This window comes from Longimicrobium sp., from assembly GCA_036389795.1.
GTDB lineage: Bacteria > Gemmatimonadota > Gemmatimonadetes > Longimicrobiales > Longimicrobiaceae > Longimicrobium.
Genome location: DASVWD010000176.1, coordinates 1 through 13,157, shown reverse-complemented (window position 1 = coordinate 13,157; position 13,157 = coordinate 1). Strand labels below are relative to the sequence as shown.

13 protein-coding genes are annotated in these 13,157 nt (G+C 72.1%); 1 reads left to right on the top strand and 12 read right to left on the bottom strand.

Annotated elements, in window-relative coordinates; translation table 11 throughout:
• Nucleotides 1-31 precede the first annotated feature (31 nt).
• The 7 genes from VF746_22600 to VF746_22570 form a co-directional block, all read right to left on the bottom strand.
• A complete protein-coding gene (locus VF746_22600; protein HEX8695219.1) occupies nt 32-790 on the bottom strand; it encodes an aspartate/glutamate racemase family protein in 759 nt (252 codons plus the stop codon).
• Nucleotides 787-2,085, bottom strand: a complete 1,299-nt coding sequence (locus VF746_22595) for a class I SAM-dependent methyltransferase (GenBank protein ID HEX8695218.1) — start codon at nt 2,083-2,085, stop codon at nt 787-789. Before VF746_22595 ends, VF746_22600 begins: the two co-directional genes overlap by 4 nt.
• A gap of 313 nt (nt 2,086-2,398) precedes the next feature.
• The gene (locus VF746_22590) at nt 2,399-3,679 is read right to left on the bottom strand and encodes an ABC transporter permease (protein ID HEX8695217.1); all 1,281 of its coding nucleotides are present in this window, start codon (nt 3,677-3,679) and stop codon (nt 2,399-2,401) included.
• Nucleotides 3,672-4,598 (bottom strand): ATP-binding cassette domain-containing protein, encoded by a 927-nt coding sequence (locus VF746_22585; protein ID HEX8695216.1) that lies wholly within the window; start codon nt 4,596-4,598, stop codon nt 3,672-3,674. Before VF746_22585 ends, VF746_22590 begins: the two co-directional genes overlap by 8 nt.
• A gap of 382 nt (nt 4,599-4,980) precedes the next feature.
• Nucleotides 4,981-5,184, bottom strand: a complete 204-nt coding sequence (locus VF746_22580) for a helix-turn-helix transcriptional regulator (GenBank protein HEX8695215.1) — start codon at nt 5,182-5,184, stop codon at nt 4,981-4,983.
• Nucleotides 5,181-5,579 (bottom strand): hypothetical protein, encoded by a 399-nt coding sequence (locus tag VF746_22575; GenBank protein ID HEX8695214.1) that lies wholly within the window; start codon nt 5,577-5,579, stop codon nt 5,181-5,183. The genes VF746_22580 and VF746_22575 overlap by 4 nt, the downstream gene beginning before the upstream one ends.
• A gap of 193 nt (nt 5,580-5,772) precedes the next feature.
• Nucleotides 5,773-5,979, bottom strand: coding sequence for a hypothetical protein (locus VF746_22570; protein ID HEX8695213.1), 207 nt, complete (start codon nt 5,977-5,979; stop codon nt 5,773-5,775).
• Between the two features lie 574 nt (nt 5,980-6,553).
• On the opposite strand from VF746_22570, the gene upp reads away from it, so the two are divergent.
• Nucleotides 6,554-7,198, top strand: coding sequence for a uracil phosphoribosyltransferase (upp, locus tag VF746_22565; GenBank protein HEX8695212.1), 645 nt, complete (start codon nt 6,554-6,556; stop codon nt 7,196-7,198).
• 91 nt (nt 7,199-7,289) lie between these two features.
• Here upp and VF746_22560 read toward each other — a convergent pair whose 3' ends face one another.
• From VF746_22560 to mtnA, 5 genes are all read right to left on the bottom strand, one after another.
• Nucleotides 7,290-7,625: a type II toxin-antitoxin system PemK/MazF family toxin gene (locus VF746_22560; protein HEX8695211.1), complete on the bottom strand. Its 336-nt coding sequence runs from the start codon at nt 7,623-7,625 to the stop codon at nt 7,290-7,292.
• A 3-nt stretch (nt 7,626-7,628) separates the two neighbouring features.
• A complete protein-coding gene (locus VF746_22555) occupies nt 7,629-7,922 on the bottom strand; it encodes a ribbon-helix-helix domain-containing protein (protein HEX8695210.1) in 294 nt (97 codons plus the stop codon).
• Nucleotides 7,923-7,930: 8 nt separating this feature from the next.
• A complete protein-coding gene (gene rhaD / locus VF746_22550; GenBank protein ID HEX8695209.1) occupies nt 7,931-9,994 on the bottom strand; it encodes a bifunctional rhamnulose-1-phosphate aldolase/short-chain dehydrogenase in 2,064 nt (687 codons plus the stop codon).
• Nucleotides 9,995-10,129: 135 nt separating this feature from the next.
• A complete protein-coding gene (locus tag VF746_22545; protein ID HEX8695208.1) occupies nt 10,130-11,251 on the bottom strand; it encodes a hypothetical protein in 1,122 nt (373 codons plus the stop codon).
• Nucleotides 11,252-11,433: 182 nt separating this feature from the next.
• Nucleotides 11,434-12,537 (bottom strand): S-methyl-5-thioribose-1-phosphate isomerase, encoded by a 1,104-nt coding sequence (gene mtnA / locus VF746_22540; protein ID HEX8695207.1) that lies wholly within the window; start codon nt 12,535-12,537, stop codon nt 11,434-11,436.
• Nucleotides 12,538-13,157: the final 620 nt, after the last annotated feature.

Here is a 13,157-nt window from a genome sequence, read left to right as displayed (position 1 = left end):
CGGTCCCGCTCGCGCCCCCTCCGGACCGCGGTCACGGCGAGAAGGCTTCCACCCGCCCCACCTCCACGCCGAAGGCGAGCCGGGCGGCGCGGCGCATGGCGGCCGCGTCGCCGCTGGTCAGGAAGCGGCTCGGGCTCCGCGGGGCCGCGGCGAGCGGCCAGGCCCGGTCGATCTCGTCGAGCGTGGCGGCCGCCGGGTCGAAGAGCGCGGTCCCGGGACACGCTTCGGCCAGGAGCGGCGCGAGCGCGGGGTAGTGCGTGCACGCCAGCACCAGGATCTCCACGCCACGAAGCGGCCGGAGGATCCGCCCGGCGTCGCGGCGCACGTCGGGCGAGTCCAGGCGGCCGGCCTCGACGTGGGCCGAGAGCGGCTGCGCCACGCGCTGGCGCACGTGGTGCCCGGCGGCGCGCAGCGCGCGGCCGTACACACCGCTCCGGATGGTCCGGCGCCCGCCGATCACGCCGATGCGCGCGGGGGCGACCCGGGCGAGCGCCGCCAGCGCGGGCGCGATCACACCGGCCACCGCCATCCCGCGGCGCGGCGCCGCCAGGTCCGCCAGCACGGTGCTGGCGGAGTTGCAGGCCAGGACGGCGTGGCTCACCCCGTGGCGGTCGGCCAGGTGGCGCAGGATGCGGTCGACGCGCGCGGCCAGCGGGCGCCGTGCCACCCTGCCGAAGGGGGTGAAGCCGGCGTCGGAGACGTAGACCACCTCCACGCCGGGGTGCCGCGCGGCGAGGAGCCGGAACACTCCCAGGCCGCCGACCCCCCAGTCGACCACGGCGAGCCTCACGGGTAGCTCTGCGGCGCCACCGTGCCGGGCTCCAGCGGGCCGCTGTCGAAGGCGAGCACGCGCGCGTTCCAGCCGACGTTCAGCGTCTCCACCCTCCGCCCCGGGAAGCGGCTCTCCAGGTACCACCGCAGCTCGTGCTCGGCGCGGATCGGGTTGTAGCGCAGCATGGTCCGCCAGCGTGGGTCCGCCACCATCCGCCGGAGGCGCCGGGTGAAGCCGGGGCGGCGCAGCCTCCCCGCGTACTCGCGCGCCTTGCCGGCCAGGAGCCGCGGCGTCTCGCGCCAGCGCACCGGCGCGGTCACCATGTCCACCACCAGCAGCCGGCCGCCGGGGCGCAGCACGCGGCGGATCTCGTTCATCACCGGGTCCCAGTCCAGGTAGCGGAACGAGAGGAGCGAGGTGACCACGTCGAAGGAAGCGTCGGGGAAGGGGAGGGCCGGGCCGTCGACGTGCACGAACTCCAGGGTGGGCACCCCGGCCGAGCGGCGGCGGGCGTGCTCGATCATGGCCGCCGACGCGTCCACCCCCACGCCGTGGGCCGCGCGGCTCCCGAGCTGCAGGAGGAGCGCGCCGTTGCCGCAGCCGATGTCCAGGATGCGGACGGGCTCGCGCGGGAGCGCGCGGTCCAGCCAGCGCCACTCGTCCTCCCGCACCGTGATGTCGGTGAACACCTCGTCGTACAGGCCGGCCACGGAGTCGTAGGTGGGGTCGCCCTCGGGGGGCGCGGGGTCGAAGCGCTGGAGCGCCTCGGCTCGGCCGGTGACGTACTTGGCCAGCGAGCCCAGCACCCCGTGCGACTTGCGGCCCGGGCATCCCAGGACGTAGAGCGGGGGGGCGCGGTGGACGCTCAGGCGCTCCCAGCGGAAGCGGTCGGGGCGGGTGGAGACGGTGGTGTACCAGTGGTACCCGTGGGCCGGGACCCCGAAGGTGCGGGCGAAGAAGGGGGCGAACCAGCGCGCGGTGCGGCAGGCGTGGAAGTACGCGCGGGCCCCGGGAGCGAACGGGATCTCCAGGGTGCGCCACTCGTGCGGGCTGAACTGCTCGGGCATGGAGGTGGTGCGGAACATCGGGCCGTACATCCCGCTGTGGCCGATGAAGTGGAGCTCGTCGATCTCCCGCCCCTCGTCGCGCGCGGCGCGGAACCGGGCGACCACGTCCGCCTTGCTCTCCACCGCTTCGGCCCGGACGACGGTGTCCGGGTGCGCGCTGCGCCTGTCGGCCGCGAGGGTCCGGGCGGCGCGCGCGAACTTGTCGCCCCCTTCCCGGTAGAGGGTCGTGTAGAGGATGAGGATCATCGGGGCCGGGTACCGCAGGGTGTGAGGCACGACGGGCGGGCGCCGCGTCCTGCGTGGGGCGATGAAGGGATGGTGTTCCCTCCGGCCGGGCCGCTCCACCGCGCGAGATGCCGGAGGGCCGGGCCCGGCACTCGTACGACAATCTATATGCGGAGCGAGGCGGGCACCACCTCCCCCTCCGCCGAAGCTCCCGGTTCGCCTTGTCCTCCACACGGGGATCCCGGCGAAGCGGGACGAGGGCCCCGGGCGACGAAGAGGGGCGGCGCCCGGCGAGGCGCCACCCCTCTTCGCGATCCAGCCACCGACGGGCGCCCTACGCCGCCTTCAGCCAGCGGCCGAGCTCCTTGAGGGTGGGCTTCTTGCCGGTGCTCAGGATGCCCACGCGGTAGACCTTGCCGGCCACCCACGCCACCAGCAGCACCGCCGCCGCCATCCCCGCCAGCGCCGCCAGCACCTGCCACACGGGCACCTCGGCCGCGCCGAGGCGCATCGGCAGCGCCACCGGGGCGGTGAAGGGGATCAGCGTGAGCAGCGTGGCCGTCTGCCCCAGCGGGTCGCTGATGATCTTGAAGATGAAGACCAGCGGGACGATGAGCGGGGCCAGCACGTAGATCTGGAACTGCTGCGCCTCCTGATCGCTGTTGACCGCCGCCCCCACCGCGGCGAACACGGCCGAGTAGAGGAGGAAGCCCAGCACGAAGCAGGCGATCACCGCCGCGGCCACCCCCGGCTTGATCTTCGCCGCGTCGAGCACGCCGGGCGGCAGGCCGAAGCGCCGGGCCAGCACGTCGGACTGCGTGACCAGGAGCGTGATCAGCACCACCCACACCGCCACCTGCAGGAGCGCCACGGCGGCCACGCCCACGATCTTCCCCAGCATCAGGTGGCGGGCGTGCATGGAGCTCACGATCACCTCGGCGATGCGGTTGGTCTTCTCCTCCAGCACGCTCCGCTGCACGTTCACGCCGTAGAGGATGATCATCATGTAGGTGAGGAAGCCGAAGACGTACGCCAGGATGAACGCCGCCCCCGCGCTCCCGCTCTCCTCGCCCTTGTCGGTGACGCGCGCGGTCTGCACGCGCACGGGGCGGATCAGCGCCGCCACGTCGGCCGCCTGGAGCCCGGCGCGCCGGAGCCGCTCGCCCTGCACGGCCTCCGAGGCCGCGTCTCCCAGGTCGTCCAGCACGTCGAAGTTGGAGATGTTGCGCGCGCGGAAGGTGACGGCGCTCCCCTCCACGATGTTCGCCGGGAGGTGCAGGTAGCCGTCGATCTCCTCGGCCTGCACCCGGCGCATCAGGTCGGCCCGCACGCGCTCGAAGGGCCCGGCCACGCGCTCGACCCGGTAGTGCACCCCCTTGGCGCCCTCCCCGCGGGCGTTGCCCTCCAGCTTGCGCACCACGTAGTCGCCGATCCCCGCGGGGGCCTCGTCGACCACCACCACCGTCTTCTCGCCGCCGCCGCCCCTGCCCAGCAGCACCGGCAGCACCCACATGGCCCCCATGAACACGGGGAAGAGCAGGGTGCCGATGACGAACGCCTTGCTGCGCACGCGCTCCAGGAACTCGCGTCGCATCACGATCAGCACTTCAGACACGGGCGGCCTCCGGGACGCGGTGCGGGGTGGCGGCGTCTCCCACGCGGGAGACGAAGATCTCATGCAGAGAGGGCTGCTCGCGCTCGAAGCGGGCGACGGGCACGTCCAGCGCGGCCAGCGAGGAGAGGAGGAAGCCGGGGTCGGCGCCCGGCGCCAGGTCGATCATCCACGCCTCGCCCTTGCGCTCGGCCGGCCCGAAGCGCGCCTCGGCCATGAAGCGGTCCGCCGCCTCGGAGGCCCCGTCGAACTCCACCAGGTAGCGGCTGCCGCGGTGAGAGCGCTGGATGTCGCGCAGCCGCCCGTCCAGCACCTTGCGCCCCTGCGCGATGATGCAGACGTGCTCGCAGAGCTGCTCGGCCTGCTCCATGTTGTGGGTGCTGAAGATCACCGTGCGCCCCTCGTCGCGGGCGCCCAGGATGGTGTCGCGCAGCACCTCCTGGTTCACGGGGTCGAGCCCGGAGTGCGGCTCGTCCAGGATCAGCACGTCGGGGCGGTGCACCACGGTGGCGATGAACTGCACCTTCTGCTGCATCCCCTTCGAGAGCGTCTCCACCTTGGCCATCCTCCACTCGCCGAGCCCCATGCGCTCCAGCCACTCTTCGGCGTCGCGGCGGGCCTGGCGCCGGTCCATCCCCTTCAGCTCGGCGAAGAAGACGATCACGTCGACCACCTTCATCTTGCGGTACAGCCCGCGCTCCTCGGGGAGGAAGCCGACGCGGCGCAGCACCGCGCGGTCGGCCTCGGGGTCGGCGCCCAGGAGCGAGATGCGCCCGGCGTCGCGCAGGATGATGTTCATCACCATGCGCAGCGTGGTGGACTTGCCGGCGCCGTTGGGCCCCAGGATGCCGTAGATGGTTCCGGGCGGCACGGCCAGGCTCAGGTTGTCCACCGCGGTGTGGCCGGAGTATCGCTTGGACACTCCCTCCAGGATCAGTGCGTGGTCCATGCGCGTTCACTGGGTGGGGGTACGGCGGCGGCCGGGTGCGGCCCCCGCGCGGCGTGTGCTACGGAAACACCTGGCGGCAGGTTGCAAGCCGCCGCCGGGGACGGACTTCGAGCGCATGAAATGTAAGCGCCCCGCGCCGCCTGTCACCCGCCGCGCCCGTAGTCGGGCGAATGAATTCGCTGCAACAACTACACGAAGTCCGCCTGCGCGGACTTGCGGGCTGCGCCCGCGCGCTTCGCGCCTGGGAACCAGCCTGCCCGCGCTGAAGGCAGCCCCCGCGCCGAACCAGCCTGCGCAGGCAGGCTTCTCGCCGTTGTTGCCGCGGCTTCAGCCGCCCTGGCTCTGCCCCGGCGCATCAACCTCCCCCGCCGTCGGGGTGGAAGATCTCCTCGATGGGGAGGCCGAAGACGGCGGAGATGCGGAAGGCCAGGGGGAGCGACGGGTCGTACTTCTCCGTCTCGATGGCGTTGACCGTCTGGCGCGACACGCCCAGGCGCGACGCCAGGTCGGCCTGCGACCAGCTCCGCTCGGCGCGCAGCACCCGCAGCCGGTTCTTCACCGGTAGCGTCGCTGGGCCCAGGCGTACCCGGCCACGTACAGGAACACCATGGCCTCCCACGCGTCTTCCCAGCGGAAGCGGGTGAGGATGCCGGCCTTCTGCAGCCCCTCGAGCGCGATCGCCGCCAGGATGCTGGTGACGAACGCGATGGCCACCGCCTCGAAGACGATGCGGTGCTGCAGCTCGTCGAGCCCGCGGATCCAGCGGACGAAGGTGTAGACCAGGAACGCCGAGGGCGGCACCGCCAGCAGCGCCGCCACCCAGCGCAGCACGCCCTCCGGGTCCAGGTGCCGCAGCGTCCACGACGAGGCGCCGACGCCCAGCGCGGTCAGCGCCGCCGCGAAGTACGGGTGCAGGTACCACGGCGTCGGCGGCGCGGTGCAGTAGTCGGACATGGGGTTCGGCGGTGCGGGTTCCGACGCGAGGTCTCCGCGTCGCTCGCGGGGAGCACGACTGGAGACGTCGGAGAGAGATGGTAAAGTGTGCTTTACATCTTGTCAAGTGATTTTTACCTGCCTCCCACCAGAAAAGCGGGACGACCGAGATCGAAAGGCCGTCCCGCCGTCGGCCGGCGCGGAGGACTCGCCGTCAGCCGCCGCAGTGGCAGGTGCCGTTCTTCTCGCAGTACCACTCGGGACCGCACAGATCCAGGCAGTAGAGCGGGTCGCACGCCGCGCGGCCGGCGGCGGTGGGGGACGCGGGCGCGGCCAGCGCCTGCGCGGCGCCGAAGCCGAGCGCCCCAGCGACCGTGAGCCCGAGCAGGCCCGCGGAGACGGTCCGGCGGATTCCTCGCATACACCACCTCCATGTCATCGGGTGAGATCCTCGCCTGGGGAAGCGGCGAGAGCGGCATCCGACGGCGCGGAAGAAGCGTGCCGAAGCGACCGTGCGGAGCAGAGGGCCTCGCCTGCACCCGTCGGGCGCGAGACAGGTCTCGTACTCATGCACTTTCGCACTTCGCACTCATACCGGATTCCAGAAATCAGTGCAATCCGGTCCTCTCGCGAACCGTGTCATTCCGAGCGGCGCCGCAGTGCCGATCCGGAGTTCACACCTGAGCTGGGCGGCGCCCGAGGAATCTACCCACCCCGCCCGGATGCCGGCTCCGTGCATCGATCCGGTCTCCTGCCGGCCGCGGGTAGATTCCTCGGGAGCCCGGCCGACTTCGGTGGCGAACGCGAGATCAGCGCATCGGGCTCCACTCGGAATGACAGCTTCCCAATGCACAGCGAATCCCGGAAGACGGTATCCCGAACTCACGCACTCACGCACTCACGCACTCACGCACTTCCGTACTTCCGTACTTTCGCACTCGCCGTCCTCCCCCTACCTTCACGCCCGCCCGACCGTCCAGCCTCCGGAGGCGCCCGTGACCGAATCCCGGTTCCCCAACCTGACCGTCATCTCCCATCCGCTGATCCAGCACAAGCTCTCGGTGCTGCGGGACAAGGAGACCTCGAAGAAGAAGTTCAAGGAGCTGGTGGACGAGATCGCCATGCTCATGGCGTACGAGGTCACCAAGGACCTGCCGGTGGAGCCGGTGGAGATCGAGACGCCGCTGGAGAAGACCACGCAGATGGCGCTCAAGGGAAAGAAGCTGACCGTGGTGCCGATCCTGCGCGCGGGGCTGGGGATGGTGGACGGCGTGGTGCGGCTGATGCCCGGCGTGCGCGTGGGCCACATCGGCCTGTACCGCGACCACGACACGCTGCAGCCGGTGGACTACTACTTCAAGATCCCCGCCGAGGCCGAGGCGCGCGACTTCGTGCTGCTGGACCCGATGCTCGCCACCGGCGGCTCGGCGGCGGCGGCGGTGGCCTCGCTCAAGCGGCAGGGGGCCAAGCGCGTGCGGATGCTGTGCATGGTGGCCGCCCCCGAGGGCGTGCAGCGGATGCTGGACGAGCACCCCGACGTGCACATCTTCGCCGCCGCGCTCGACCGCGAGCTGAACGACCACGGCTACATCCTTCCCGGCCTGGGCGACGCGGGGGACCGGCTGTTCGGGACGAAGTAGGGTACGGGTACGAAGTACGAGAGTACGGAAGTACGAAAGACCCGGCTGCGATTGGATCGCGGCCGGGTTTTCTCGTCCTGATCAGAGCCCATCAGTCTCCAATAACCTCGTTCAGCCCCTCGATTACCTGTACGAGTTCTTCAGGCGAGGCCTCACCTAGAACATCGCCGATGCGCTCCGTGGCGAGGGTGCGGATCTGGCTGATTTTCACCCATGATTTCTTCGGCAGAGCCGTGGAGTCGAGTTCCAGCGTGAGCGGGAAACCGGCTCGCTGTGGTTGGCTCGTGAGTGCGACCGCGATCACTGTCCCAGAGCGCTCATTGAACACATCATGGCTCAAAACCAGCACCGGGCGCCGGCCGGCCTGCTCACGTCCACGGACCGGATCCAGCTCGGCCCAGCGGATCTCCCCCCGACGGATGCGCACCGCTCAGTACTCGGGCCAGGTAGCCGCGTCAGTTCCGAGCCCCTCCTCGGCAAGCGCGCGTTCCTCGGCGGGATCGAGTTGCGCGCAGGCTTCGGCGAGGCGCGTACGACGAAAACGCGCCACCTGCTCAGCTACCGCAGCTTCGATAGCCTGACTGCGATTGCTGAAACGATGTTGGCGTACGAGCGTGTCGACCTGATTGAGCAGATCGGCTTCCAGAGTGACTGCGATTTTAGTCTTTGGCATGGTAGGATAATATGTCATACTTATCTGGCGGTCAAGGCGCTCTATCACCATGAGTGGAGTTACCGCACGAACGCATCGCGCACGCCGCCGTCCACCGGAACCATCGCCCCCGTGGTGCGCGAGGAGCGGTCGGAGGCGAGGAAGAGGACGGCCTCGGCGACGTCCTCGGCGCGGACCTGCACGCCCAGCAGGTTGCGCTTGCGGTAGAACTCCTCCACCTGCGAAGGGTCGATGCCCTGGGCGCGGGCGCGCTGCTCGCGCAGTTCGGGAGTCCACAGGCCGGTGGCGAAGATGGCGTCGGGGTTCACCATGTTCACCCGCACGCCGATCTCCCCGCCCTCGATGGCCGCCACGCGCGCCAGCTGCGCCTCGGCGGCCTTCGACGCGCTGTAGGCGGCGAAGTCGCGCCCGGGCGAGGTGACGTTCTTGGTGGCGACGAACACCAGGCTCCCGCCCGTCCCCTGCCGCCGGAAGAGGCGCAGCGCCGCGCGCGTCACCAGGAAGTGCCCCGTGGCGTTCACGGCCAGGCTCCGCTCCCAGTCCGCCAGCTCCAGCGCCTCGATCGGCGCGCAGTGCGCGATGCCGGCGTTGGAGACCACCACGTCAACCCCGCCATACTCCAGGCACGCGCGCTCCAGCGCCGCCTCCACCTCCTCCGGCTGCGTGACGTCCAGCGGGCAGGCGAGCGCCGCGCCCGCGCCCTCCTTCTCCGAGATCGCCCCCGCCACCTCTTCGATCCCCGCGGCGTCCACGTCCGTCGCCACGACCATCGCGCCGGCCGCGGCCAGCCGCAGCGCGACGGCGCGCCCCAGCCCGTGCGCGGCGCCGGTGACCAGGGCCACGCGCCCGGCCAGCTCGCGCGGGGGCGGCGCCAGGGTGAGCTTGTACAGCTCCAGCGGCCAGTACTCGGCCCGGAAGGCTTCCCGCTCCGGGAGCGAGCGGTAGCCGCCCAGCGCCTCGGCGCCCGCCATGATGGCGATGGTGTGCAGGTAGATGTCGCGCGCGAGCGCCGCCGCGCGCGGGTTCGCGCCCGCCGTCCACATCCCCACGCCCGGCACCAGCACGACGCGCGGCGCGGCCTCCAGCACCGGCTCGTCCGTGCGCCAGCGCTCCACGTACGCCAGGTAGTCCGCGCGCCACCGCTCCAGCGCCTCCGCGAAGCTCCGCGCGACGCCGTCCACGTCCGCCGGATCGGCGACGTCCACCCAGAGCGGGAGCCGCTTGGTCGTCAGGATGTGGTCCGGAGTCGCCGCGCCCGCCGCCGAGGCCTCCAGCGCGCGTGGCGAGCCGACGAACTGCAGAACCTCCGGCGCGTCCGTGTACCGCATGACGACGCGCCGCTCGCGGCCGAGCGCGCCGCGGATCGCCGGGGCCAGCGCCGCCGCCGCCTTCCGCCGCGCCTCGCCCTCCATCGCGAAGCGCGAATCCGCCACGAACACCTTCGCGCCCGACTTCGACTCGACGTGCTCCCGCGCGCGGGCGACCAGCTCCAGGTGGCGCCGGTACGCCTCCTCCGCCGTCTCGCCCCAGGTGACGGCGCCGTGGTTGAGCAGGACGAGCCCCAGCGCGTCGGGCCGCGCGCGCACCGCCTCGCCCACCTCCTTCGAGAGCAGGAAGCCGGGGCGGCGGTAGGGGATGCGCAGCACCGCGCCGCCGAACGCGTCGTCCAGCAGGCGCCCGGGATCGGGCGTGTTCACCAGCGCCAGCACCGCGTCGGCGTGGGAGTGGAAGACGGCCGCGGCGGGGATGAAGGCGTGCAGCAGCGTCTCGATCGAGGGCCGCGGCGAGGCCGGGTCGGTCAGGCAGCGCGCCAGGTACGCCACCATCTCCTCGTCGCTCATGTCGCCGCGGGCGAAGAGCGGGAGCACGTCGTCCAGCCGCACCCCCGCGAAGTCGGCGCGGCGGATGGAGGCCAGGTCGGAGCCGCTCCCCTTCACGCGCAGCACGCGCTGGGGCCGCCCGAGCACGTCCGCCTCTTCCACCTTCAGCGACGTGTTCCCCCCGCCGCGCAGCACCAGCGAGGGGTCGGCCCCCACCAGCCGCGAGAAGCGCACGAGCGCGTCCAGCGGCTCCTCGGCGGGGGAAGCCGGCGTCTGGGTGCGGGGCGAGGCGAGGTCGGTCATCCTGGGATCGTCGTCCGGGGCGTGCGGCGAAGCGAAGGGAGCAAGCTAAGGCGCGCGCGCCGGCTCTGCATCCCCCGACGAGAAAAGGGGCCAGCCGCGAGACTGGCCCCTTCTTCCATCGCGAGGATCGCTGTGTCAGGGAGAATCCGGCCCCAGCTGCCAGATCACGGCGTGGATGACGCCCGTGGCGTCCTCGGCGCGGCCGGTCACCTGGCCCCGGGCGTTGATGCTGCCCGTGCTCGCGCTGGGCCCGCCCAGCGTAGGCAGGTCGACCTTGCCGGTCTCCTTGTGCCAGACGAAGGCGTGCCTCACGAAATCGGGGGTCTCGTACCAGCCGGCCACCCGGCCGTGGTTGTCGATCTCGAAGGCGAAGCTGCGGAAGCCGCCGAAGGTGCCCAGGTCGATGATCCCGTCCTCCGCGCTCCAGTAGAACGCGTGCTGCGGGCAGCCGGGGCACGGCTGGCCGAAGCCCGCCACCTCGCCGTGGAGGTTGATGGAGCGGGCCGTGGTGTTGGCCCCCATGCTGCCGATGTCGGTCACCTCGCCGTTCCGCCACCAGACCACCGCGTGGTCGAAGAAGGGGGCCGACACGGTGCTGTTGCCCACGATGTCGCCGATCGCGTTCACCCCGGCCGCCTGGCTCCGCCCGCCGCCGGGCCCGGCGCCGAGGGGCGGAAGGCAGTCGAACCCGCCCGTCTCGGTCCAGCGGAACGCCGTCGGCGGCCCGAACACCGACGTGGCGGACCAGCCCACCACCAGCCCCTGGTCGTTCACGTCTTCGGCCTGCCCCTGGACGAACGGGCCGAGCTCGATCGTCTCCACTCCCTGCGGGCCGACCTTCCAGACCGTGGGGTGCCGCTGCTGGAATCCGACGTCGCCGGGCTTCTGCGCCAGGCCGACCACCATGCCGCGGTTGTTCAGGGCCCGCGTCTCGGAGCTCGCGCCGCCGAGGGTGCCCAGGTCCAGCGCGCCCGTGCGGGGCGACCAGAACACGGCGCGGGTCGCCGTCGGCGCGTTGGGCGGGCCCAGGTCCGTGCGGCCGGCGACCTCGCCGGACTCGTTGATCTCGAACCCGAACCCGTGGTCCCACCCCAGCGTGCCGATGCTCTCGACGCCCCGCACGCCCATGTGCGGGCCGGCGGAGAGCAGCGCGGGAGGCGGGCCCGCCGGCGCGGTCGAGGTCGGCGCCGCCTCGTCGCAGCCGAGAGCGCCCGCCAGCAGCACGGCGGCGGAAGAGAAGAGGACGGTGCGGATCATGGGCTGATCCTCCGCGTGAGGTGGTGATCCAGCGGGGTGTTTGAGAGGAGATGAACAGCGGAACTGGATCAACCTCCGACAAATTGCGCCGCGGCCACGGTTTGGACAATGAAGAATGATTTGCAAACCTGGGACACCGCCGCCGCGAGCGGCGGTGGGAGCCCAGGGCTGCGGGACCGGTCTCAGCGCTGCGGGCCAGGGGTCGAGGATCCGGCGAGCGCGGCCGGGGCGGGGAAGACCTCCGCCGGCAGCTCGCCGCCGCGGAAGACGCCGCGCTCGGTGACGTAGCCGGCCACCAGGCGCGCGGGAGTGACGTCGAACGCCGGGTTGCGCGCCGCGCAGCCGGGGGCCGTCACCCGCACGCGGCGCAGCGTCCCCTCCTCGTCGGGCCCGGTCTGGTAGTGCACCTCGTCTTCCGAGCGCTCCTCGATGGTCACCGCGGCCCCGTCCGGCACCGCCGCGTCGAAGGTCGACGGGGGGACGGCGACGTAGAAGGGGATGCCGAACTCGCGCGCGCAGACGGCCTTGGCGAGAGTGCCCACCTTGTTGACCACGTCGCCGTTGGCGGCCACGCGGTCGGCGCCGACGATCACCAGGTCCACCTCGCCGCGGCTCATCAGCCAGGCGGCGGCGTTGTCGGCGATCACGGCGTGGGGGACGCCCTCGCCGGCCAGCTCCCAGGCGGTGAGCCGCGCCCCCTGCGCCCGCGGCCGCGTCTCGTCCACCCACACGTGCACCCGCTTCCCCGCCTGGGCGGCCAGGTAGACGGGCGCCAGCGCGGTGCCGTAGTCCACCGTGGCCAGCCACCCGGCGTTGCAGTGGGTGAGCACGCGCGCGCCGTCGGCGACCAGCGGCGCCCCGTGCTCGCCGATCCGCCGGCAGCTCTCCGCGCTCTCGTCCGCGAACGCCCGCGCGGCGCGGAGGGCGGCCTCCGCCACGGCGCCCGGGTGCGGGGCGGCCTCGGCGGCGGCCCAGACGCGCTCCACGGCGTGGAAGAGGTCGCGCGCCGTGGGGCGGGTGGCCTCGATCACCGCGCGGGCCTGGCGCGCGTACGGCCACGGGTCTCCCGCGGGCGCCTCGCGTAGCGCCTGCGCCAGCGCGAATCCCGCCGCCGCGCCGATCGCCGGCGCCCCGCGCACCGTCATCTCGCGGATGGCGGCGGCCGTCTCGCGGTGGTCCGCGCAGGAGACGAGCGCGAACTCGAACGGGAGCCGGTTCTGGTCGATCAGCCGGACCGCGCCGTCGTCGAGCCAGACGGTGCGGTAGGGGGTGCCGTGTACGCGCATGCAACCTCCGGTGGGGACTGCACCTGGGGACGGATGAAGGCTATCGGCGCCGCGGTGGGGAGCGCAAGCGGGGCGGGCTGGGACAGATCCGGACGGCGGCACCGCAAGGGGTGCTATACCCGATCCGGTTGAACACTGAAGGATGAAGGCAAGCAGGCATCCGTGCCGCTACCGCGCCCAACCCACCTGCCAGGGTGAGTAGATCCTTCGGCCCTGCCGCCATTCGGGTGATGCTGGTCCGGTGTGACCGGGTCTCAGGATGACAGCAGACAGGCAACCGATCGTCCGGATCCGGTATTATCCACCCGCCCCATGGAAACGTTGTCATCCTGAGGGCGCACACACCGAAGCCGCGTCTGCACGAGAGCTTGTGCGCCCGAAGGATCTGCGGGTGGGACTCGAGCGTCAGCCAGGCCCACGCTCGGACCCCACCCGCAGATCCTTCGTCGCCGCCCGGGATCTCGTCGTTTCGACGGTTCCGCGCGGCGGCTCCTGAATAGAAACTACGGAGCCGGGGTCGCGCTCTTCAGGCGGCCTTCCGCAGTTCCACCTTGTAGCCGAGCCTCTCCAGACGCCGCTGCAGGCGTCGCGCTACGCGCTCTCCACCCTGGGAGTCGAAG